Origin of the sequence: Colwellia chukchiensis (assembly GCF_002104455.1) — a bacterium.
GTDB lineage: Bacteria > Pseudomonadota > Gammaproteobacteria > Enterobacterales > Alteromonadaceae > Cognaticolwellia > Cognaticolwellia chukchiensis.
Genome location: NZ_NBOC01000003.1, coordinates 119,497 through 143,496, shown reverse-complemented (window position 1 = coordinate 143,496; position 24,000 = coordinate 119,497). Strand labels below are relative to the sequence as shown.

Below are 24,000 nucleotides of genomic sequence, written 5' to 3'. Positions count from 1 at the left end.
GCATACTAAGCTCAGCAAAATAACCTAGTTTGCACAACGAATTACTCGATTAATTCGAATAAATAATAATAATAATTAAAACAGGTAAATTTGAGGTATGAATTGTTCTCGACTTTTTACTATTTGTGCAAGCCTTTGCGCAGGTAGTGCTGTCGCTCAAACTGAACTTGAGCATGCGTTCGGTTTTGATCTTGCAACGGAAGCTGGCCAGATAGATAATTTTTTATATCAGGCGCACAATCCACAAAGCACCACTTACTATCAGCTGCGTTCAAATTTAAGCTATAGTTACATCAGCGAACAATCCGCGTTTGATTTCGAGACAAATTTAACCAGTCACTATTTTCAACAATTTCAAGCGGATAATCACACTGAGTTTAGCTTAACGCCGCAATATCAATTTAAATTCAATCATAATCAAGGCCTATATTTATCGGCATTGTGGCACAATCAATACCACTACCGCGGCACAGGTCTATCCCAAGGACAAGCAACACTGCTGACTGAGGGCGATGAGCAAGTCACAACAGGCGTTACCGCGGGTTACCAACAAGGTAGCGCAACGTCAACGGCAAGATTCACCTTTGATATCAGTTATCAAGCGAGTGAGTTTACAAGTCGTAGAACCAATACACTGCCGTTGGATACTGAAATCACCGCCCTTAAATCAAGCTTTGATTATTTGCTGTCAGGTAAAAGTTACTTAGCGCTTGATGTTAATTACGAAATTACTGATTACCCCAATAACCCAATACTAAATCGCGATAGCATTACCGCGTTAATGGGGGTGAAATGGTCGACAACGGCGATCAGTGACTTAAGCGTTTTAGTGGGTTATCAGCAGCTGAAATTTACGCAGCACTCATTAGCCGATGATGACGCGATTAAGTGGCGCTTTAACTACATGTGGTCGCCATCAGATCACAGTAAAGTTCAGCTGGTGTCACAGCGACATTTTGACGCAAGCTATCGCTTAACCAACAGCTATCGCTTAACTCGTAGTCATCAAATAGACGTTGAACATAGCTTTACGAAACAGTTGAGCCTTTTAGCGACAGTGGGTGTTAATTATGATCAATTTATCTCGCCGACGACACGGCAAAAAGAAGATTATTATTTTACTAACACTGCCATTGTCTATCAGTTCAATCACAGGCTGAGCATGCAATTAAGTTACCACTATCAGTCACTAACAGCAGATATAGCACGCTTTGATTATTTGCACCGTCGTTTCGGCTTGAGCATCGCAATGTCTTTATAGCGTTAAAAGTAGGTGAACCATTAAGCGCCAAGAAAAGTGGCGAAACCGTATTTGCAGATGGGGAGAAGAAATATGCGCATGTTGCTGTGTTGTTTACTGTTGATTGTCACTCATGCAACGGCAGGGGAATACCAGTTAGGTGCGGGGGATGAAATTCAGATTATGGTTTACGGTGAAGCAGATCTAACCCGCCATATTAAAATAGATAAAACAGGGCTGATATCATTTCCATTTTTATCCGATATAGCCGTGCTGGGACTAACACCCAAGGCTCTGGCAAATACAATTGCAGCCGGCTTGCGTGGTGATTATTTAATTGCCCCACAAGTCTCGGTGACAATTGTAAAATATCGGCCGTTTTTTATTCACGGCCAAGTGCAACGACCAGGGGGTTACTCATACCAAGAAGATTTGACTCTAGATAAGGCGATTGCCATTGCGGGTGGTTTAGCAGCGCGGGCGTCTAAATCTGCTTGGTATATCACCCGTTTAGTGGCAGGTGAAAAAAAGGTCATTAAAGCCAAGGTTACCAGTGTGATTTTACCTGATGACATAATAGAAATTGAGCAAAGTTATTTTTGAAGACTCCAAGGCACGATAAGTTAATGTACCCGAACGATGAAGTGGCATTGAAAGAAGTTTTAACGCCACTTTGGACACGACGTTGGAAAATTATTTTCTTCACTTTAGTGATCACGTTTATTGTTGCCTTTTATTTGTCGTTACTTAAGCCTGCTTATCGTGCGACGGCAATTTTGCAAATTGGCAGTAATAAACCCGCTAACACTTTGTCAATTAACGACGCCTTTAATGAGTCCAGTGCCAGTAAAGAGCAAATTCAAACGCAATTTGAATTACTGCGCTCGCGTAAATTTGCTGAGCGAGTGATCAAGCAACTAACGCTTCTAGAACAACCTGAGTTTTACAGTGGAAAATATAATGACAAAATTGCTGGCTTAGCAAAGTTTGGTGGTAAAAAGTCGCCACCTTCAATGACGGAAGCCGTGGCGCGATTTCAGCAACAGTTAACGATAGCGCCAATCGCAGGCACTGAGCTTGTGAAAATTTCATTTGCTTCATACTCGGCAAGACTATCGCAACAAATCGCTAATCAGGTGGGTATTACTTACCTAGAATATCAAGATGAAATTCATAGTGCTTCAAAAGAAACCACCTCACAGTGGTTGATTGATCAACTGACGGAGCTTGAAAAGAAGCTGCAATTATCCGAACTATCCTTACAAGCCTACCGAGAAGAAGAGGGTATTGTTGATATTCATGGTGTCGTTGGGCTAGTGGGAGCAGAGTTGACAGAGCTAACGTCTGAGCTGCTAAGAACTGAAAAGTTAGCGGATGATCTGGCCATAGCCTACCAAAGCATGAAAAAGTATGCCGACGACGTTAGGCAATTAAGTGAGCTACAAGGTATTAAAAATGATGCTAGCATTAGACAACTGCGACAGAACGAAGAAAAAATTGCCCGTAAAGTCTCTGAACTATCACAACGTTATGGCCCGAAACATCCAAAAATTATTGCAATTAATGCCGAGCTAAGCGCGTTGCAAAACCGCATTAATCAGCAAGTTTTAGATATTGTTACCTCAACAGAAAAAGCCTATATGGGCGCGTTAGAACGCGTCAATGGCACGAAACAGCGGCTAGCGCTCGCAAAGCAAAACTATCTGCGCTTGAGTCGCTTGCAAAATAAGTTTTCACAATTAAGCCGTGAAGTAGAAACCAACCAAGAGCTTTATAACAATTATTTAGTACGCTTAAAAGAAGCGGATGCCATGGGAAATTATAAAGCGAACTTTTATGTGCGCTTTATTGATAAGGCGGTGGTACCGAAAAGCCCATTTGCGCCCAACAAGGTGATGATAGTCACCATCAGTTTTGCGTTTGCCCTAATGTTCATTTCGATCATTATTATTATGCGAGAGTTACTTGTTGATACGCTAAATTCAAGACGCAAGCTGGATAACTTTAATGAAGCCGATATTTTAGCGGTTTTACCTAAGATCAAGCGACCCAATACAGAGCAAGACACGGGTGCCTACAGCACAGACAGCCGCTTTACCGAAGCCATTCGCACGTTAAGAACTGCATTATTATTTCACCGAGAAAAAACGCCGCCTAAAGTGATGGCCATCACCTCGTCAGTGCCTAACGAGGGTAAATCAACTGTGGCATTACATTTGGCGCGCTCGTTTAGTGAAATGGAAAAAGTATTACTGATTGAAGCGGATATGCGCCATCCAACCATAGCGAAAAACATGAATTTAGACCCCCATCGCCCAGGGCTATCTAATTTACTCGCGAAAACTCACCAAATTAATGAATGTATTATTCGCGATAAAAGCGTAAAGCTTGATATTTTAACCTCAGGTATTTCGCCGGCAAATCCGCTGGCGTTTCTATCCATGAAACGTTTTAATATGCTGATCAATGTTTTTGGTAACTTTTATGATCGCATTATTATCGAAACGCCACCCGTGCATGCGGTCAGCGACGCGGTTATTATTTCTAAACTTGTTGATAGCGTGTTATATATAGTGCACGGCAATAAAACCAAACGAGAACAAATATCGTCTGGATTAAGATTGCTTCAGCAAGTTAATGCGCCTGTTGATGGTGTGGTGATTAACCACAGCGAGAGCATAGATACCGGCAAATATCAAAGCAAATACTATCGCCCAGACAATAACATTATTAAGTTAGCGGCAAGAAAGCGCGGTTAACTGCGCTTGAGGCTGTTTATGCTTGCCAACTTTTTGCGTACAATACGCAAAACTCTTTCCAGTCATTGTTATGAAGATACGCGCTAACTTTCCGCTACAAACATTAAATAGTTTAAATATTGCCGCAGTTACTGCTGAAATATTCTTTCCTACTACAGAGCAAGACTTGGCGAACATTCCTCAAGAAAAAACCGCAGCCAGTTATGTGTTAGGTGAAGGCAGTAATACCTTGTTCTGTGATAAAAAAGCTCCCATTATTATTAAACCAAATTTCAAGGGCATCAAGATAACCGAAGATGAACATGATTTTTATCTACAGGTGGCGTGCGCAGAAAACTGGCATGAGTTAGTGATGCTTTGTGCACGCCGCGGCATTAATGGCTTGGAAAACTTAGCATTAATCCCTGGCAGTGTTGGTGCAGCACCGGTGCAAAATATAGGTGCATATGGCGTTGAAGTAGGCGACTTTATTGAGCGCGTGTCATGGTTTAACTTTGCGACTAGAAAACAACAAACGTTTTCACGTCAAGCTTGTCAATTTGGTTATCGAACCAGTATTTTTAAACAGTCACTAAATGGCCGAGGTGTGATCACTCAAGTACACTTTAAAATACCTAAGGCTTGGCAGCCGGTAGTTGATTATCAGGGCTTAAAGGAATTACCTTCACCGCAAACGCCTGAGAATATCCTGCATCAAGTTATAGCGTTGCGCCAAGCAAAACTACCCGATCCGGCGCGGTTGCCCAATGCTGGTAGTTTTTTTAAAAACCCTGTTGTCAGTCAGGAAGTTTTTCAGGCTTTACAAGCGCAGCATCCAAAAATGCCTTATTATCGGCAAAATCAACAGCAAGTGAAATTAGCCGCGGCATGGTTGATTGAACAATCGGGTTTAAAAGGTCAGCGTCGAGCGGGTGTTGGTGTGCATGATCAGCAAGCCTTAGTGGTTGTCAATTTTAATCAGGCCAGTGGTGAAGATGTGGTTGCCTTTGCGGCTTATATTCAAACGCAAGTGCAGGATAAATTTAATATAAGCTTAGAGCCCGAAGTTCGGTTTATTAGAAGCAAAAGCACTGAGTCGTGTGATACAGGACAAAGCGAATGAAAGCGATACGTGAACAATTGATTAAGCGTTTGATCAGTGGCAAATTTTTATCTGGTCAGGCGCTAGGTGAGGAGTTTGGCGTTAGTCGTGCGGCTATCTCAAAACACATTAGTGCATTGCAAGCCATCGGCTTTGATATTTTTAGTGTTACTGGCAAAGGCTATCGGTTAGCGCAGCCAATTGAACTACTTGATGCAAGTAAGATTAATGCCGCCTTAAAGCAGCAACATATTGACACGAAAGTTGAAGTGCATAGCTTAATAGATTCAACCAATAGCTATTTAATGCGTCGCTTACCGAATCAAAACCTGCCCGGGCAAGTTTGTATTGCAGAATATCAAAGTGATGGCCGAGGCCGACGTGGACGGCAATGGGTATCGCCATTTGGCTCGCATATATACCTGTCAATGTATTGGTATCTCGAGCAAGGTATGTCGGCGGCTATGGGACTTAGTGTTGTGGCTGCGTTGGCGGTGAGTGATGCCATAAAGGCTTTGTATCGCGTTGAAGTAGAACTGAAGTGGCCAAATGATATTTATTTAAATGGTGTCAAGCTCGCGGGTATTCTTATTGACCTCGAAGGCCAAGCCATGGCCCCTTGTCACTGCGTGATTGGCATTGGCTTGAATGTCAAAATGCCCGTACAAAGTGCCGCGTTAGTTGAACAACCATGGACCGACTTAGCAACTGCACTTGGCGTAGATATTGATCGAAATATCTTAGCAGCGCAGATTATAGTCGCACTACAACAAAGGTTAAAAACACATAGCGCTACTGGGATTAATACCATGGTGGCTGAGTGGCAAGCGCAAGACTTTTATTGCAATAAAGCTGTCGCCTTGATCACAGGTGATAAAGTCACGCGGGGTATTTCTCGCGGTATCAATAATCAAGGCGCGTTAATGTTAGAAGTTAATGGCCAAGTATCACCTGTGTATGGTGGTGAGGTAAGCTTAAGGGCAGCACCATGAGATTACTGATTGATGTAGGTAATAGCCAAGTTAAATATGTACTGCAAGGCGCAACACAACAGGCACCTTTGTCGGCGGTAACTTATATTGATTATCAAGCGTTTTTAACACAGCTTGCGCAAGGTAAATTTTGCCATGTACAAGAAGTGATTTTTGCTAATGTGCATGATCAAGCCATAGACGATTCGATAATGCAGTGGGGAAAAGCTAATCAGGTGGCTATTAGGCAAGTACATAGTACTGCCACGGCGTTTGGTGTGACATCTTGTTATCAAACTGCTGAGCGCCTCGGTGTCGATCGTTGGTTAGCCATGATAGGCGCTAAGCAGCGCTATCCAGAAAATAACCTGTTGATTATTGATGCTGGCACGGCGATGACGATTGATTTATTGGCGGCAAATGGTCAGCATTTAGGGGGCTGGATCATGCCTGGCGTGCAAACATTGTTTAATGGTTTGTTGGCACGAACGCATAAGATTAATGCCAGCGCCAATACATCGCCTAGCTTATCATTTGGGAAAAACAGCTCTGATTGTCTTAATAACGGCAATTGGGCGATGACCATAGGCGCTATAAAAGAGGCCATAGTTGAGAGCAAGCGTTTACTTAGTTTAGATAAAATTCTTATTACAGGTGGCAACGGTGCCAATATCGCTAAATTATTAACCGACGCCTGTCAGTTAGAACCTAAGTTGATTTTTCATGGTTTAAGCTGCTTTCAGGCGAGTTTGCTTGTTAATAAAGCAAAAAAAAATAGTAATAATGAGTAAAAAAACAGCAAACACATAAAAACATGCTTGTTTTTGCATTTTCCTATTGCAAGCGTGAAAACATTACTCTAGAATTCGCACCACTTAATGTAGTGCCGACTTAGCTCAGTTGGTAGAGCAACTGACTTGTAATCAGTAGGTCGCCAGTTCGACTCCGGCAGTCGGCACCATTAATACATTAAAAGTAATGTAAAAAATTTGGAGGGGTTCCCGAGTGGCCAAAGGGATCAGACTGTAAATCTGACGGCTCCGCCTTCGGTGGTTCGAATCCACCTCCCTCCACCATTTTAACAGAGATAATCTGGTAGAATTAGCGGGTGTCGTATACTGGCTATTACCTCAGCCTTCCAAGCTGATGAAGCGGGTTCGATTCCCGCCACCCGCTCCAGTTGTGATAGAAAATGCTGATATGGCTCAGTTGGTAGAGCGCACCCTTGGTAAGGGTGAGGTCGGCAGTTCGAATCTGCCTATCAGCACCACTTCTTTCAGGCCCTCTCTAGATTATCAATGTTAAAAACACTAAAAAATTATTTAATTTAATCTACCCAGAGGTATTTTAAGATGGCTAAAGAAAAATTTGAACGTAATAAACCGCACGTTAACGTTGGTACAATCGGTCACGTTGATCACGGTAAAACAACTTTAACAGCCGCTATCTCTGCGGTATTAACTAAAGTTCACGGTGGTGAAGTTAGAGATTTCGCACAAATCGATAATGCTCCAGAAGAGCGTGAGCGTGGTATTACAATTAATACCTCTCACATCGAGTACGACACAGAAACACGTCACTACGCACACGTAGATTGTCCTGGTCACGCCGACTACATCAAAAACATGATCACCGGTGCTGCACAAATGGACGGCGCTATCTTAGTTGTTGCGGCAACTGATGGTCCTATGCCACAAACACGTGAGCACATCTTGTTATCACGTCAGGTTGGTGTACCTTACATCATCGTATTCATGAACAAATGTGACATGGTAGATGACGAAGAATTACTAGAACTAGTAGAAATGGAAGTTCGTGAATTGCTTAGCGAATACGAATTCCCAGGTGATGACTTACCAGTAATTCAAGGTTCAGCACTTGGTGCACTTCAAGGCGAAGAGAAGTGGGAAGCGAAAGTTGTAGAACTTGCTGACGCCCTTGATTCATACATTCCAGAGCCAGAGCGTGCAATCGACGGTGCTTTCATCATGCCGATTGAAGACGTATTCTCAATCTCAGGTCGTGGTACAGTAGTAACTGGTCGTGTTGAGCGTGGTATCGTTAAAGTAGGTGACGAAGTAGAAGTTGTTGGTATCCGTGATACTCAAAAGTCAACTTGTACGGGTGTTGAAATGTTCCGTAAGTTGCTTGACGAAGGTCGTGCTGGTGAGAACTGTGGTGTACTTTTACGTGGTCTTAAGCGTGAAGACGTAGAACGTGGTCAAGTATTATGTAAGCCTGGTTCAATTTCTCCACACACTAAGTTTGAGTCAGAAGTATACGTACTTTCAAAAGATGAAGGTGGTCGTCATACACCATTCTTCAAAGGCTACCGTCCACAGTTTTACTTCCGTACAACGGACATCACAGGTGCAGTAGAGCTTCCTGAAGGTGTAGAAATGGTAATGCCAGGCGACAACTTAAAGTTTGTTGTAGAGCTAATCAACCCAGTAGCGATGGACGAAGGTTTACGCTTCGCAATCCGTGAAGGTGGTCGTACTGTTGGTGCTGGTGTTGTATCTAAAATCATCGACTAATATCGATATTTAGAAACACCTTAAAAAAGACGCTTCGGCGTCTTTTTTGTTTCTGTGAGCTAAGGTCATCGACAAAGCTGAGAGTCGTACAGTTGGTGCTGGTGTTGTATCGCTGTTACCTTAAAGAATTCATCGACTACTATCGATATTTAGAAACACCTTAAAAAAAAGACGCTTCGGCGTCTTTTTTGTTTCTGTGAGCTAAGATCATCGACAAAGCTGAGAGTCGTACAGTTGGTGCTGGTGTTGTATCGCTGCTACCTTAAAGAATTCATCGACTACTATCGATATTTAGAAACACCTTAAAAAAGACGCTGCCGCGTCTTTTTTGTTTGTATGAGCTAAGATCATCGACAAAGCTGAGAGTCGTACAGTTGGTGCTGGTGTTGTATCGCTGTTACCTTAAAGAATTCATCGACTACTATCGATATTTAGAAACACCTTAAAAAAGACGCTTCGGCGTCTTTTTTGTTTGTGTGAGCTAAGGTCATCGACAAAGCTGAGAGTCGTACAGTTGGTGCTATGAAAATTAATCAGTGGCAAAAGCTAATTGTTTGCGTGAAAGTTCAGCTAAGTTTCTGAGCTCAAAGTAAACCCGATCTAAGCCAAAACGGTTTATCTCTAAACCACAAGGTCACTATCCACTTTTCGCCACTTATAACCGACTTTCCTCTGTGAATACTGTCGCTGTAGCGGTTTCCTTGTTGATCACAGTTGTCAAAGATCAATGCTTTGTTTTGTTTTGGAGTGATAGATATAAACGGGGTTTTAAACTCTGTCTCGCCGCCAACAAAGTCGTCATTAAGGTAAAAAATAGCGCTTTTAACGCGTTGGCCAAATTGGGCGATATGCTTTTTAATATCCTCAGTATGCGGATAAATATGATCGTAGTGCCAGTGATAATATTGCTCAGGTAGGTAACGTAATACCACGGGTGGCTCTGCAACGCCAATAGGTAAACCGCTTGCTTTAGCAAGTAAATGCTCAAGCAGTGCCAATGCCATTGAATCATTGGGTAGTGGCGTAGGGAAGTGGCTGTTATTTCTAATCCCTTTGTCTTGGCTGCTCTTGCCTTCTGCGCCGAATAACACCGCATCTTTTAAATGTGGGCTACAACTGGTTAAAATATCATTAAGCTGTTCAAGGCTAAGTGATAAGTTACAGGTCATTTTATGTGTATCGATTTTTGTTGTGGTTATTGTCTCAGCTAGCGAGGTGATGCGTATAAGGAGCTTTGCTTGGCGTTGCTGACAAAAATCTTGGATGATGTCTTGAGAATACGCCATCGCTTGTAGTAGTTCATTACTGAGATGATCGTTTGCTAGTTCTGTCTCAGGTAGGTAGCGCTCTAAAAGTGCTAAATTTTTACTTTGCCATTTAATATTAGCGGCGATAGCTAAAGCAAGCTCATTGAGACTACAATCACTCCTTATTGCTTGTACCAGCCAAAGGTTGGCAAAATTGGCATTATTGTTGGCGAGTTTAAAAACCTTTGCTGTGGTTAATCGACCAAAGTGTTTGTCTTCCAGTAACTGTAAAAGCATTAATGACCACTATCTAATAAATAATTGCCGCTAAAGTAGCTAAAATAAAAAGGAATATCAATGGCGTTCTCGACAAGTTGCCTGATTTAGCTCTGTTGATATCTGCCTCGGCATCTATCCTTAAGTTAAAAATAGTCCTTGAGTAAAATAAATTGCTTAGTATAATAGCGCCTCACTTCTAGAGTCACTCTTAATTCCCAAACAACTAAGACCACTCGGTAAGTGTAAGTATAATTTGAAGGGGTATAGTTCCAATTGGTAGAACAGCGGTCTCCAAAACCGACGGTTGGGAGTTCGAATCTCTCTACCCCTGCCATGTTTTGTAAAATGCTAGTGCGGTAAATAAGCATTTTAGATATAAACCTCGATAATGTCGGGGTTGTTTCGTCTTAGGTTAGACACGTAATTACAGGTAGTAGATATGAATGCAAGTACAGAAACTGAACCAAGTGGTTCATTTGATTTTATAAAGTGGAGCGTGATCGTTTTACTTTTAGCTGGCGCTGTGGTCGGTAATTACGTTTTTGCTGAGCAATCAGTGCTTGTTCGCGCTTTAGCAGTAGTAGCGGCGATTATTGTTGCTGGTTTTGTTGCTATGCAAACGGTTAAAGGTCGCACTGCCGTGACGTTTGCCAAAGAGTCGCGTACCGAAGTGAGAAAAGTGGTTTGGCCAACACGTCAAGAAGCCGTACAAACCACAGGTATTGTTTTAGTGGCAACAGTAATTATGTCGTTACTACTATGGGGATTAGATTCAATTCTATTTTGGGTAGTAGGATTGATCACCGGATTACAAGTAGGGTAAAGGCAACATCATGACTGAAGAAATTGTAAATACAGAGACACCGGAAGAAGCCAATAAACCTAAATTGCGTTGGTATGTTGTGCAGGCATTTTCGGGCTATGAAGCTCGGGTGCAAAAAACCCTAGCCGAACATATTGAAATTCATAACCTTCAAGATAAGTTTGGTCAAATTTTAGTGCCAACTGAAGAAGTTATAGAAATGCGCGCTGGGCAAAAACGTAAAAGTGCGCGTAAATTCTTCCCTGGCTATGTATTAGTACAAATGGCAATGGATGAAGAAGCATGGCACTTAGTTAAAAGTGTGCCGCGTGTATTAGGCTTTATTGGCGGCACCAGTGACCGACCAGCACCTATTACACAAAAAGAAGCTGATCGCATCTTACAGCGCCTTGAAGACACAGATAAGCCTAAACCTAAAACATTGTTTGAACCAGGTGAAGTGGTACGCGTTATTGAAGGTCCATTTGCTGACTTTAACGGTGTAGTTGAAGAGTTAGATTACGAGAAAAACCGTATTAAAGTCTCAGTATTAATTTTTGGTCGCTCGACACCTGTTGATTTAGAATTTGGTCAAGTTGAGAAAGGCTAATCACTAATTGCTTTCGAAAAAACCAGAGTGCTTACTCTGGTTTTTTTTGCTCAAATATTCCGCTAAATTTACAGTTATCGTTTATTGTTCCGTCTTTGCGCTGATTTTTTGCACAAATTAGCTATCTTATCTTGCACTCTCCGCCTTGAATAATATATAATCCGCTGCCGATTTTAGCTGTTAAAGTTAAAATCGAATTTTGTTAACGGGGAGCTGGTTTTCTATAAACAGCGTTCGCACCCATACATAAAGGTATTAAACCATGGCTAAAAAAGTCACAGCTTTAATTAAGCTACAAGTTGCTGCCGGTGCAGCAAACCCGTCACCACCAGTTGGTCCAGCTCTTGGTCAACACGGTGTTAACATCATGGAATTCTGTAAAGCGTTTAACGCCAAAACAGATTCTTTAGACAAAGGCGCGCCAGTTCCAGTAGTTATTACTGTTTATGCTGATCGTTCTTTTACATTTGAAACAAAAACTCCACCTGCCGCTTATTTATTACTAAAAGCTGCTGGTGTGAAGAGTGGTTCTGGTCGTCCTAACACAGAAAAAGTGGGTACTGTTACTACAGCCCAACTTGAAGAAATTGTTAAGATTAAAGAAGCAGATCTTACTGCTGGCTCTATGGAAGCGGCAGTGCGTACCATTACGGGCTCAGCTCGTTCAATGGGTTTAGTGGTAGAGGACTAATCAATGGCTAAATTATCAAAACGCGCTCGTCTTATCCGTGAAAAAGTAGACGTATTAAAAGAATATGACATCAACGAAGCACTTACTTTGCTTAAAGAACTTGCTACAGCAAACTTCCGCGAAAGTGTAGATGTAGCAGTTAATCTTGGCATTGACGCTCGTAAATCAGATCAAAACGTACGTGGTGCGACTGTATTACCAAATGGTACTGGTCGTGATGTTCGTGTTGCTGTATTTACCCAAGGCGCTAACGCTGATAAAGCGAAAGAAGCCGGTGCTGACGTTGTTGGCATGGACGACTTAGCAGAGCAAGTTAAAGCCGGTAACATGGACTTTGACGTTGTTATTGCTACGCCTGACGCGATGCGTGTTGTTGGTCAACTAGGTCAGATTTTAGGTCCACGTGGTCTAATGCCTAACCCGAAAGTTGGTACAGTAACGCCAGACGTTGTAACCGCTGTTAACAACGCCAAAGCAGGTCAAATTCGTTACCGCAATGACAAAAACGGTATCATCCATACTACGATTGGTAAGGTTGATTTCGAAGATGCTAAATTGCAAGAAAACCTAGAGTCTTTGTTGGAAGCGCTTAAAAAAGCAAAACCAGCTAATGCGAAAGGTCAGTTCATTAAGAAAATTTCAGTTTCAACAACTATGGGTGCCGGCGTTGCCGTTAACCAAGCTAGCTTGACACTATAATTTTCTGAAAGTGTCGTGTTCGATACTTTACATGGGCGAAATTGTAGACTATAATTTCGCCCCTTAAATTTTGGTAGGTGTTGTCTAATTATGGGCATTTTATTGCACAAGACAGCCCCGTCAAAGACCGTAGGAGCTAAGGCGATTCTTCGCTAAACGCTTAATATTTCCTACGTAGATGGTGATTACCCAGTATTTCCTAATTCTGGTCCTCGCCGTAACGGCCCAAGTAACTGATAAGTTACTTAGGGATAGTAAATACCGGTTTTTTTGACCGGTGAACCAGGAGTAAAGCCAATGGCTATCAATCTTGATGACAAAAAAGCAATTGTTGCTGAAGTTCAAGAAGCTGCCGATGGCGCTCAATCAGCTGTAATCGCGGATTCTCGCGGTGTTTCAGTTGAAGCAATTACTGTCTTACGTAAGCAAGCACGTGAAAATGGTGTATGGATGAAAGTTATCCGTAACACATTAGCACGTCGTGCATTACAAGGTACTAACTTTGAATGTGTTACTGACACATTAGTAGGTCCATCATTAATTGCATTTTCAAACGAGCATCCAGGTGCCGCAGCACGTTTATTCACAGATTTCGCTAAAACTAACGAAGCCTTTGAATTAAAAGCAGCCGCATTTGAAGGTAATGCAGTAGACGTAAACATGTTAGCTAAGCTACCAACTTACGACGAAGCAATTGCCCGTTTAATGAGCGCTATGAAAGAAGCATCTGCTGGCAAACTTTGCCGCACGATTGCTGCAGTACGCGATCAGAAAGAGCAAGAAGCTGCATAATAATTGTTTACCTCTTAATGATAAGAGCACAATTCGCACTTTTTGTATTTATAGTTATTTATAACAGTCACAAAGGCTGTTACTTAAAACAGGAAATTAAAAATGTCTATTTCTAAAGACGATATCCTAAATGCTATTGCTGAAATGTCAGTAATGGACGTAGTTGAACTAATCGAAGCAATGGAAGAGAAGTTTGGCGTATCTGCTGCTGCTGCTGTTGCTGTTGCTGGCGGTGACGCTGGTGGTGCTGCTGAAGAGCAAACTGAATTTGACGTAGTTTTAGCGAGCTTCGGTGATAAGAAAGTTGCTGTGATTAAAGCAGTACGTGGCGCAACTGGTCTTGGCTTAAAAGAAGCGAAAGAGCTTGTTGAAGCTGCACCAAAAGCGATCAAAGAAGGCGTTGAAAAAGCTGAAGCTGAAGAGCTTAAGAAAGTTCTTGAAGAAGCCGGTGCTTCTGTTGAGATCAAATAATCTGCTTTTAGACAGATTGTTTGCCTGAAAAGGCAATGGCTGGTGATTTAAACGTCACCGGCCTTTTTGCGCTAAAGAAAGTGGTTTTTTTTTAAACCAAAACAGTGCATTATTTGATACTTAAGATAAAAGTATCACTGCAATATCCTGTCTGATACCAATTGGATTAGATAATAGATGGCCACAACGCTTTGGCGAGTGTCGGTCAATTATTTAAATCCAATTGGTATTTAAAGGCAGATCGGCCATAACCAGCAAGCTGAGGAACCCCATGGTTTACTCTTACTCTGAAAAGAAACGTATTCGTAAGGACTTTGGTAAAAGCGTACAAGTAATGGATTACCCGTTCTTGTTATCAATCCAACTCGAATCTTTCCGTAAGTTTATTGATATTGATCCAACAGGTGAAGCAGGCCTAGAGGCTGCGTTTCGTTCTATTTTCCCAATTAAAGCCTATTCAGGTAGCTCAGAATTACAGTATGTTAGCTATCGTTTGGGCGAGCCGTTATTTGACGTTAAAGAGTGTCAAATACGCGGTGTAACTTATTCTGCACCATTGCGCGTTAAATTACGCTTAGTTGTTTATGATAAAGAAGCAGCGGCAGGTACAGTTAAAGATATCAAAGAACAAGAAGTATACATGGGTGAAATCCCATTAATGACAGACAATGGTACGTTTGTTATTAATGGTACAGAGCGTGTTATTGTTTCACAATTACATCGTTCTCCTGGTGTGTTTTTCGATCATGATAAAGGTAAAACCCACTCTTCTGGTAAGGTGTTATATAACGCTCGTGTTATTCCTTATCGTGGTTCATGGTTAGATTTCGAATTTGATCCAAAAGATAATTTATTTGTTCGTATTGACCGTCGTCGCAAATTACCTGCGTCGATCATATTGCGTGCTTTAGAGTACTCAACAGAAGAAATCTTAGCGATTTTCTACGACACCACTAACTTCTCAATTCAAGGCGATAAGCTAGTGATGGATTTGATTCCAGAACGCTTACGCGGTGAAACAGCCACCTTTGATATCAAGTTACCTAATGGTGATGTATTAGTTGAGCAAGGTCGTCGTATTACTGCTCGTCATATTCGCGCGCTTTCGAAAGCGAAAATGAAAACTTTAGAAGTGCCAGCAGAATACATTGTTGGTCGCGTACTTTCTAAAGCCTATATCGACGAGTCAACCGGTGAAGTGATCGCTGAAGCGAATGCTGAAATCACTTTAGAGTTGCTTGCCGAGCTAAGTCAAGCCGGTCATAAGGTACTGTCAACTTTATACATGAACGAATTTGACGTTGGTTCATATATGTCTGACACCTTACGCGTAGATAACTCAACTAACCGTTTAGAAGCGTTAGTAGAAATTTACCGTATGATGCGCCCAGGTGAGCCACCAACAAAAGATGCCGCAGACACCTTATTTAATAACTTGTTCTTCTCGCTTGAGCGTTATGACTTGTCGACTGTCGGTCGCATGAAGTTTAACCGTCGTGTCGGTAATGCTGATGATGTTGGTACGGGTGTACTATCAAAAGATGACATCATTTCAGTGATGAAAACCTTGATCGATATCCGTGACGGTAAAGGTGAAGTTGATGATATTGACCACTTAGGTAACCGTCGTATTCGCTCTGTTGGTGAAATGGCCGAGAACCAATTCCGTGTTGGTTTAGTGCGTGTAGAACGTGCGGTTCGTGAACGTTTAAGTCTAGGTGACTTAGATGCCATCATGCCACAAGACCTGATCAACGCTAAGCCAATATCTGCGGCTGTGAAAGAATTCTTTGGTTCTTCACAACTGTCACAGTTTATGGATCAAAACAACCCGTTATCAGAAGTAACACACAAGCGTCGTATTTCTGCTTTAGGCCCAGGTGGCTTAACGCGTGAACGTGCAGGCTTTGAGGTGCGAGACGTACATCCAACTCACTACGGTCGTGTTTGTCCGATTGAAACGCCAGAAGGTCCAAACATTGGTTTGATCAACTCGCTTTCTTGTTACGCTCGTACTAACGATTATGGTTTCTTAGAAACGCCTTATCGTAAAATTATTGATGGTGTGATCACTGATGAAATTGATTACCTATCTGCGATTGAAGAAGGTAACTTCGTTATCGCACAAACGACAGCGGAAATTGATGCTGACGGTAAACTAGTCGATGGTCTAGTTGCCTGTCGTCACAAAAATGAATTTACCTTAATGTCGGCGGAACAAGTTCAATATATGGACGTGTCACCACAGCAAATCGTTTCAGTGGCGGCGTCACTTATTCCATTCCTAGAGCATGATGATGCTAACCGTGCCTTGATGGGTTCGAACATGCAACGTCAAGCAGTACCAACACTGAAAGTGGATAAACCACTTGTCGGTACTGGTATGGAAAAAATTGTTGCGGTTGACTCGGGTGTAACCGTGGTTGCTAAACGTGGTGGTGTTATTGATTACGTTGATGCTTCTCGTATCGTGGTAAAAGTTAACGAAAATGAAATGGTACCAGGCGAAGCCGGTATCGACATTTATAACTTAACCAAATACACGCGCTCTAACCAAAACACTTGTATCAACCAACGTCCATTATGTCGTATGGCTGAGCCTGTGGTTCGTGGTGATGTGCTAGCAGACGGTCCTTCTACTGATATGGGTGAATTGGCCTTAGGTCAAAACATGCGTATCGCGTTTATGCCGTGGAATGGTTACAACTTTGAGGATTCAATGTTGTTATCTGAGCGTGTTGCACAGGAAGATCGTTTTACCACTATCCACATTCAAGAATTAACCTGTATCGCCCGTGATACTAAGCTTGGTAGTGAAGAGATCACGGCGGATATTCCAAATGTTGGCGAATCTGCGTTATCTAAATTAGATGAAGCGGGTGTGGTTTACATTGGTGCTGAAGTTAACGGTGGTGACATCTTAGTGGGTAAAGTTACCCCTAAAGGTGAAACGCAATTAACGCCGGAAGAAAAGCTACTACGCGCTATCTTTGGTGAGAAAGCCGCAGACGTTAAAGACAGCTCATTGCGCGTACCTAACTCTGTTTCTGGTACTATTATTGATGTGCAAATCTTCACTCGTGACGGCGTAGAAAAAGACGCGCGTGCGGTTGAAATTGAAGAGATGCAGCTAAAAGAAGTCAAGAAAGACTTAGGCGATGAGTTTAGCATTTTAGAAGATGGTATTTATGCTCGTGCCAAGAAACTTCTACTAGCATCAGGCTTAAACGAGTCAGACCTTAACGGTATGTCACGCGATAAATGGTTAGTGCAAAACTTAAGTGATGAAGGTCAACAATCAGAGCTTGAGCAAATAGCCGAACAATACGATAACATTAAAGCTGATTTTGATAAGAAGTTTGAAGTTAAGCGTCGTAAAATCACCCAAGGTGATGACTTAGCGCCTGGCGTATTGAAAATCGTTAAAGTGTACTTAGCTGTTAAGCGTCGTATCCAGCCAGGTGATAAAATGGCCGGTCGTCATGGTAACAAGGGTGTTATTTCAAACGTAGTACCTGTTGAAGATATGCCATACGATGAGCACGGTGTGCCGGTAGATGTGGTACTAAACCCCTTAGGTGTACCATCACGAATGAACATAGGTCAAATCCTAGAAACTCATTTAGGTATGGCCGCACGCGGTATCGGTGAGAAAATTAACCGTATGTTGCAAGCGCAACAAGAAATTCACAAATTACGTGAATTCTTAAAAGAGGTCTACAGCTTAGGTGAGTCACGTCAAGAAGTTGATATTGATAGCTTCTCTGATGATGAAGTGATGCGCTTAGCCGATAACTTACGCGCTGGTTTACCAATTGCAACGCCGGTATTTGACGGTGCCAGTGAGCTGGAAATTAAAAAATTATTTAAGCTTGCTGATATGCCAGAAAGTGGTCAATTTACCCTAACCGATGGTCGCACAGGTCGTGAATTTGAGCGCCCAGTAACCGTAGGTTACATGTATATGTTAAAACTAAACCATTTAGTGGATGACAAAATGCATGCGCGTTCTACAGGCTCGTACAGCCTAGTAACGCAACAACCATTAGGTGGTAAAGCACAATTTGGTGGTCAGCGTTTCGGTGAGATGGAAGTGTGGGCATTAGAAGCATACGGTGCTGCTTATACCCTACAAGAAATGTTAACGGTGAAATCAGATGATGTTAACGGTCGTACTAAGATGTATAAAAACTTAGTTGATGGTGATCATCGTATGGAACCGGGTATCCCTGAATCATTCAACGTATTGTTGAAAGAAATTCGCTCGTTGGGTATCAACATCGAATTGGATCAGGATTAGGCTACCTTCAGCTACATTGCTGACTGAGTCGAAATGGCAAGGTCAGTACAGGGAGAGAGCAAAATTTTGCTCTCTCCGGTATTTAACTCCGACAGGAGATAGAGTGTGAAAGATTTACTTAAGTTTCTTAAGCAACAAAACCAAACAGAAGAGTTCGATGGTATTCGCATCGGCCTCGCTTCACCAGACATGATACGTTCATGGTCTTTTGGTGAAGTAAAGAAACCTGAGACGATTAACTATCGTACTTTTAAGCCAGAACGCGATGGTTTGTTCTGTGCGCGTATTTTTGGTCCAGTTAAAGACTATGAATGTCTTTGTGGCAAATACAAACGCCTTAAGCACCGTGGTGTTATTTGTGAAAAATGTGGCGTTGAAGTGACATTAACCAAAGTTCGTCGTGACCGCATGGGTCATATCGAATTAGCAAGCCCAGTTGCACATATTTGGTTCTTAAAGTCTTTGCCGTCTCGTATTGGTTTATTACTTGATATGACCTTGCGCGATATTGAGCGCGTATTATATTTTGAATCTTATGTTGTCACCGAGCCAGGCATGACAACATTAGAGAAAAGCCAGATTCTAACGGAAGAAGAATATCTTGATGCGTTAGAAGAGCATGGTGACGAATTTGACGCACTTATGGGTGCAGAAGCGGTATTAGCTTTACTACAACAAATCGACCTTGACGGTGAAGTCGCGCAAATGCGTGAAGAATTGCCAGAAATCGGTAGTGAAACTAAGCGTAAGAAAATTACCAAACGTTTAAAGTTAATGGAAGCATTCGCCGCTTCAGGTAACAAACCTGAGTGGATGATCATGAACGTACTACCAATTTTACCACCGGATTTACGTCCGTTAGTGCCTTTGGATGGCGGTCGTTTTGCAACCTCTGATTTGAATGATTTATACCGTCGTGTTATCAACCGTAACAACCGTTTAAAACGTCTATTAGACTTAGTTGCGCCAGACATTATCGTTCGTAACGAAAAGCGTATGTTACAAGAGTCTGTTGATGCCTTATTAGATAACGGTCGTCGTGGTCGTGCTATTACCGGTTCTAACAAACGTCCTCTTAAATCACTTGCCGATATGATCAAAGGTAAGCAAGGTCGTTTCCGTCAAAACTTATTAGGTAAGCGTGTTGATTACTCTGGCCGTTCAGTAATTACTGTAGGTCCGACATTGCGTTTACACCAGTGTGGTTTACCGAAGAAGATGGCGTTAGAGTTATTTAAGCCATTTATTTACGGTAAATTAGAAGCACGTGGTTTAGCTACAACCATTAAAGCCGCTAAAAAGCTTGTTGAGCGCGAAGGCGCTGAAGTATGGGATGTACTTGACGAAGTAATTCGCGAACATCCAGTGATGCTTAACCGTGCACCGACACTACACAGATTGGGTATCCAAGCGTTTGAACCTGTACTTATTGAAGGTAAAGCGATTCACCTACATCCACTCGTTTGTGCGGCATACAACGCTGACTTCGATGGTGACCAAATGGCGGTACACGTACCCTTGACCATTGAAGCGCAATTGGAAGCGCGTACCTTAATGATGTCAACGAACAACGTACTGTCGCCAGCGAACGGTGATCCAATTATTGTTCCGTCACAAGACGTTGTTTTAGGTTTGTATTACTTAACACGTGACCGTGTTAATGGTTTAGGTGAAGGCATGGTGTTTACCGACATCAAAGAAGCCGAAAAAGCCTACCGCACAGGTTTTGCTGAGTTACATGCTCGCGTTAAAATTCGTATCACCGAACACGAACGTAATAGTGACGGTGAGTTAGTGGCAAAAACGACTTTACGCAATACCACGATTGGCCGTGCGATTTTATGGCAAGTCTGTCCTGATGGCATACCTTATGATCTTATCGATCAGCCATTAGGTAAAAAGCCGATTTCAAAATTGATTAACCATGCGTATCGTAACTTAGGTCTTAAAGACACGGTTATTTTTGCTGACCACATTATGTACACAGGCTTCCATTACGCTATGGTTGCCGGTGCCTCTGTGGGTATCGATGATATGGTTATTCCAGAAGCTAAATATAGCATCATCGAAGACTCTGAAGAAGAAGTTGCAGAAATTCAAACCCAGTTTGAGCAAGGTCTTGTCACTCAGGGTGAAAAATACAACAAAGTTATCGATATTTGGTCATCAGCGAATGAGAAAATCTCTAAAGCTATGATGGATAACTTATCAAAAGAAACGGTTATTAACCGTGACGGTGAGCCAGAAGAGCAAGACTCGTTTAACTCTATCTACATGATGGCGGACTCGGGTGCTCGTGGTAGTGCTGCTCAGATTCGTCAGCTAGCAGGTATGCGTGGCTTGATGGCAAAACCTGATGGCTCAATCATCGAAACACCGATCACGGCGAACTTCCGTGAAGGTTTGAACGTATTACAATACTTCATCTCAACTCACGGTGCGCGTAAAGGTTTGGCCGATACCGCATTGAAAACCGCTAACTCAGGTTACTTAACACGTCGCTTAGTGGATGTTGCGCAAGATCTAGTGGTTACTGAACACGACTGTGGCACTTTAGACGGTTTACAAATGACGCCGTTAATTGAAGGTGGTGACGTTGTTGAACCGCTTCGCGAACGTGTACTAGGTCGTGTTGTTTGTGAAGACGTATTAATACCAGGTACTGAAGAAGTGTTGTTACCGCGCAACACATTGATCGATGAAGCACTTTGTGACGTTATCGAAGAAAACTCAGTTGACCAAATTAAAGTACGTTCAATCATCACTTGTGAAACTGACTTTGGTATTTGTGCGCATTGTTACGGTCGTGACTTGGCGCGTGGTCATATGATCAACCAAGGTGAAGCCATTGGTGTAGTTGCAGCACAATCTATCGGTGAGCCAGGTACACAGCTTACCATGCGTACCTTCCACATCGGTGGTGCCGCATCTCGAGCGTCAGCTGAGAACAATGTACAAGTGAAGAACACAGGTACGTTGAAGCTACAAAATGCGAAATTTGTTACTAACTCTGAAGGCCACTTAGTGATCACGTCACGTTCATCTGAGCTAACTGTGATTGACGAGCTTGGTCGTGAAAAAGAGCGCTATAAAGTGCCTTACGGTACTATTTTAAGCAAGAAAGATGGCGAAGCTATCAATGCTGGCGATATTATCGCGAACTGGGATCCGCATACGCATCCAATCATTACTGAGGTTGCAGGTAAGGTTCAGTTTGTTGAGTTAATCGACGGCGTTACTATGGTACGTCAAACGGACGAACTTACCGGCTTGTCGAGTATTGTTATCACTGAAGCAGGACAACGTAGTTCTGCGGGTAAAGAAATGCGCCCTATGGTGAAACTAGTCGACGAGAAAGGTAACGATGTCATGATCGCTGGTACTGATATTCCAGCACAGTACTTCTTACCGGGTAACGCTATTGTCAACCTAGAAGATGGTGCAGATGTTGGTATTGGTGATGCGCTCGCGCGTATTCCTCAAGCCTCGTCGAAAACTCGTGATATTACCGGTGGTTTACCACGCGTAGCGGACTTATTTGAAGCGCGTAAGCCTAAGTTACCGGCAATTTTAGCCGAGAAAACCGGTATTATTTCCTTCGGTAAAGAAACCAAAGGTAAAGTGCGTTTATTAATCACGCAACCAAACGGTGAAGTCTACGAAGAGATGATTCCAAAAATACGTCAACTAAACGTGTTTGAAGGTGAGTCGGTACTTAAAGGTGAAGTTATTGCCGATGGTCCAGAATCTCCGCATGATATTCTGCGTTTGCGTGGTGTTGCACCAGTAGCTAACTACATTGTTAACGAAGTACAAGAAGTATATCGTTTACAAGGGGTTAAAATTAACGATAAGCACATTGAAGTTATCGTCCGTCAAATGATCCGCAAGTGTGAGATCTTAGACGCCGGTGACAGTAACTTCCTTAAAGGTGAGACCGTGGAAGTTGCGCGTGTCAACATCGCAAATCGTGAATTAGAAGCTGCGGGTAAACAACCGGCGGAATACGAAATGCAAATGATGGGTATAACTAAAGCATCATTAGCTACTGAGTCATTTATCTCAGCAGCATCTTTCCAAGAAACTACGCGCGTGCTTACCGAAGCCGCAGTAGCGGGTAAGAAAGATAGTCTGCGCGGTTTGAAAGAAAACGTTATTGTTGGCCGCTTGATCCCAGCAGGTACCGGTTATTCTTATCATCAGGAACGAGCGCGTGCTAAACACGCCGTTCCAGAAGATGAAATAACTGTATCAGCAGACGAAGCAGCACAAGCATTAACTGACGCTTTGAATGCCGATTTAGACGCTAGTAGTGAATAACAGCGCTAAATTAGCAAAAAGCAAGTGATTAACCTGTCTATTGCGAGTAAAGCTTGACAGGTTAAAGCTTGACCTATAGAATTCCGCGACCCTATATTTCGTACCTAGTGTACTGAAAAATAAGGTCGCGGATTTTCACGTTTACAAGGGTATAAATTCCCCCATTGATTGGAGTTTATACAAATTTAACTAATCGGGAGCTATTTAATGGCAACTATTAACCAATTAGTACGTAAGCCACGTGTAAGACAAGTAAGCAAAAATAACGTTCCAGCGTTACAAGCTTGTCCACAGCGTCGTGGTGTATGTACTCGTGTGTATACAACTACACCGAAAAAACCTAACTCAGCACTACGTAAAGTTGCTCGTGTACGTTTAACTAACGGCTTCGAAGTAACGTCATACATCGGTGGTGAAGGTCACAACTTACAAGAGCATAGCGTAATTTTGATTCGCGGTGGTCGTGTTAAAGATTTACCTGGTGTACGTTATCACACCGTTCGTGGCGCACTTGACTGTTCAGGTGTTAGCGACAGAAGACAAGGCCGTTCTAAATACGGTGCTAAGCGACCTAAATCTTAAGTTTCCCTTTCTTCGCTTAGTTAACTAAGCCAAAGATTAGAAACGTTAAGTAAGGCCAAATAACATATTAAATTTTGGGTTTATCCTGAATATAACGGAGAATTAAGATGCCAAGAAGACGCGTCGTTGGGCAACGTAAAATATTGCCAGATCCTAAGTTCCATAACGAACTTTTAGCAAAATTCATCAACATCCTTATGGTTGATGGTAAAAAATCTACAGCCGAAAAAATTGTTTACGGTGCATTAGATATTTTAACTGAGAAAAACACCGAAAAAACGCATTTAGAAATGTTTGAAGAAGCGTTAGACAACATCCGCCCACAAGTGGAAGTTAAGTCTCGTCGTGTTGGTGGTTCTACTTATCAAGTTCCAGTTGAAGTTCGTCCTGTGCGTCGTAATGCACTAGCCATGCGTTGGTTAGTTGAAGCAGCTCGTAAACGTGGTGAAAAATCAATGGCTCAGCGTTTAGCTAACGAAATGTTAGATGCGTCTGAGAGCAAAGGCAGCGCGGTTAAGAAACGTGAAGACGTTCACCGTATGGCTGAAGCTAACAAAGCATTTGCTCACTACCGTTGGTAGTAACAATTTGCGCGCTGTCATGGCGAGCAAAGTAAAGA

Annotated in this window: 18 protein-coding genes and 5 tRNA genes; 22 read left to right on the top strand and 1 reads right to left on the bottom strand. The window is 42.4% G+C overall.

All coding sequences use genetic code 11. The features are described 5' to 3' along the window. The first annotated feature begins 97 nt into the window (after positions 1 to 97). From B6K83_RS05910 to tuf, 11 genes are all read left to right on the top strand, one after another. On the top strand, positions 98 to 1,261 hold the full coding sequence (locus B6K83_RS05910; RefSeq protein ID WP_085284037.1) for an outer membrane beta-barrel protein: 1,164 nt from the start codon (positions 98 to 100) through the stop codon (positions 1,259 to 1,261). 72 nt (positions 1,262 to 1,333) lie between these two features. Continuing rightward, positions 1,334 to 1,843, top strand: a complete 510-nt coding sequence (locus B6K83_RS05905; RefSeq protein ID WP_158088323.1) for a polysaccharide biosynthesis/export family protein — start codon at positions 1,334 to 1,336, stop codon at positions 1,841 to 1,843. A 23-nt stretch (positions 1,844 to 1,866) separates the two neighbouring features. Continuing rightward, positions 1,867 to 3,999, top strand: coding sequence for a GumC family protein (locus tag B6K83_RS05900; RefSeq protein ID WP_085284035.1), 2,133 nt, complete (start codon positions 1,867 to 1,869; stop codon positions 3,997 to 3,999). Positions 4,000 to 4,069: 70 nt separating this feature from the next. Continuing rightward, positions 4,070 to 5,101, top strand: a complete 1,032-nt coding sequence (murB, locus tag B6K83_RS05895) for a UDP-N-acetylmuramate dehydrogenase (protein WP_085284034.1) — start codon at positions 4,070 to 4,072, stop codon at positions 5,099 to 5,101. Continuing rightward, entirely contained in the window at positions 5,098 to 6,072 is a 975-nt protein-coding gene (birA, locus tag B6K83_RS05890) for a bifunctional biotin--[acetyl-CoA-carboxylase] ligase/biotin operon repressor BirA (RefSeq protein ID WP_085284033.1), read from the top strand. Before murB ends, birA begins: the two co-directional genes overlap by 4 nt. Then, positions 6,069 to 6,842 (top strand): type III pantothenate kinase, encoded by a 774-nt coding sequence (locus B6K83_RS05885; protein ID WP_085284032.1) that lies wholly within the window; start codon positions 6,069 to 6,071, stop codon positions 6,840 to 6,842. Before birA ends, B6K83_RS05885 begins: the two co-directional genes overlap by 4 nt. Positions 6,843 to 6,936: 94 nt before the next feature. Further along, a tRNA-Thr gene (locus B6K83_RS05880) sits at positions 6,937 to 7,012 on the top strand. A 30-nt stretch (positions 7,013 to 7,042) separates the two neighbouring features. Next, positions 7,043 to 7,127: transfer RNA gene (locus B6K83_RS05875), tRNA-Tyr, on the top strand. Between the two features lie 28 nt (positions 7,128 to 7,155). Continuing rightward, positions 7,156 to 7,230, top strand: a tRNA-Gly gene (locus B6K83_RS05870). Between the two features lie 15 nt (positions 7,231 to 7,245). Next, positions 7,246 to 7,321, top strand: a tRNA-Thr gene (locus B6K83_RS05865). Between the two features lie 82 nt (positions 7,322 to 7,403). After that, positions 7,404 to 8,588 (top strand): elongation factor Tu, encoded by a 1,185-nt coding sequence (gene tuf, locus B6K83_RS05860; protein WP_085284019.1) that lies wholly within the window; start codon positions 7,404 to 7,406, stop codon positions 8,586 to 8,588. A 584-nt stretch (positions 8,589 to 9,172) separates the two neighbouring features. On the opposite strand, the gene B6K83_RS05855 is transcribed toward tuf, so the two are convergent. Next, positions 9,173 to 10,132 (bottom strand): 2OG-Fe(II) oxygenase, encoded by a 960-nt coding sequence (locus B6K83_RS05855; RefSeq protein WP_085284031.1) that lies wholly within the window; start codon positions 10,130 to 10,132, stop codon positions 9,173 to 9,175. 239 nt (positions 10,133 to 10,371) lie between these two features. Between B6K83_RS05855 and B6K83_RS05850 the strand changes: the two genes are divergently transcribed. The 11 genes from B6K83_RS05850 (at position 10,372) to rpsG (ending at position 23,962) form a co-directional block, all read left to right on the top strand. Then, positions 10,372 to 10,448, top strand: a tRNA-Trp gene (locus B6K83_RS05850). Positions 10,449 to 10,553: 105 nt separating this feature from the next. Next, positions 10,554 to 10,937 (top strand): preprotein translocase subunit SecE, encoded by a 384-nt coding sequence (gene secE, locus B6K83_RS05845; protein WP_085284030.1) that lies wholly within the window; start codon positions 10,554 to 10,556, stop codon positions 10,935 to 10,937. A 10-nt stretch (positions 10,938 to 10,947) separates the two neighbouring features. Beyond that, positions 10,948 to 11,526, top strand: a complete 579-nt coding sequence (gene nusG / locus B6K83_RS05840) for a transcription termination/antitermination protein NusG (protein WP_085284029.1) — start codon at positions 10,948 to 10,950, stop codon at positions 11,524 to 11,526. Positions 11,527 to 11,788: 262 nt separating this feature from the next. Next, the gene (gene rplK / locus B6K83_RS05835) at positions 11,789 to 12,217 is read left to right on the top strand and encodes a 50S ribosomal protein L11 (protein ID WP_085284028.1); all 429 of its coding nucleotides are present in this window, start codon (positions 11,789 to 11,791) and stop codon (positions 12,215 to 12,217) included. Positions 12,218 to 12,220: 3 nt separating this feature from the next. Then, entirely contained in the window at positions 12,221 to 12,916 is a 696-nt protein-coding gene (rplA, locus tag B6K83_RS05830; protein WP_085284027.1) for a 50S ribosomal protein L1, read from the top strand. Between the two features lie 297 nt (positions 12,917 to 13,213). Beyond that, positions 13,214 to 13,708: a 50S ribosomal protein L10 gene (gene rplJ / locus B6K83_RS05825; protein ID WP_085284026.1), complete on the top strand. Its 495-nt coding sequence runs from the start codon at positions 13,214 to 13,216 to the stop codon at positions 13,706 to 13,708. A 102-nt stretch (positions 13,709 to 13,810) separates the two neighbouring features. Continuing rightward, positions 13,811 to 14,179, top strand: coding sequence for a 50S ribosomal protein L7/L12 (gene rplL, locus B6K83_RS05820; protein WP_085284025.1), 369 nt, complete (start codon positions 13,811 to 13,813; stop codon positions 14,177 to 14,179). Between the two features lie 271 nt (positions 14,180 to 14,450). Beyond that, complete coding sequence (rpoB, locus tag B6K83_RS05815; RefSeq protein WP_085284024.1) at positions 14,451 to 18,479, top strand: DNA-directed RNA polymerase subunit beta; 4,029 nt, start codon at positions 14,451 to 14,453, stop codon at positions 18,477 to 18,479. A 105-nt stretch (positions 18,480 to 18,584) separates the two neighbouring features. Further along, complete coding sequence (rpoC, locus tag B6K83_RS05810) at positions 18,585 to 22,799, top strand: DNA-directed RNA polymerase subunit beta' (RefSeq protein ID WP_085284023.1); 4,215 nt, start codon at positions 18,585 to 18,587, stop codon at positions 22,797 to 22,799. A 207-nt stretch (positions 22,800 to 23,006) separates the two neighbouring features. After that, positions 23,007 to 23,381, top strand: a complete 375-nt coding sequence (gene rpsL, locus B6K83_RS05805; protein WP_085284022.1) for a 30S ribosomal protein S12 — start codon at positions 23,007 to 23,009, stop codon at positions 23,379 to 23,381. Positions 23,382 to 23,488: 107 nt separating this feature from the next. Then, positions 23,489 to 23,962 (top strand): 30S ribosomal protein S7, encoded by a 474-nt coding sequence (rpsG, locus tag B6K83_RS05800; protein WP_085284021.1) that lies wholly within the window; start codon positions 23,489 to 23,491, stop codon positions 23,960 to 23,962. Positions 23,963 to 24,000: the final 38 nt, after the last annotated feature.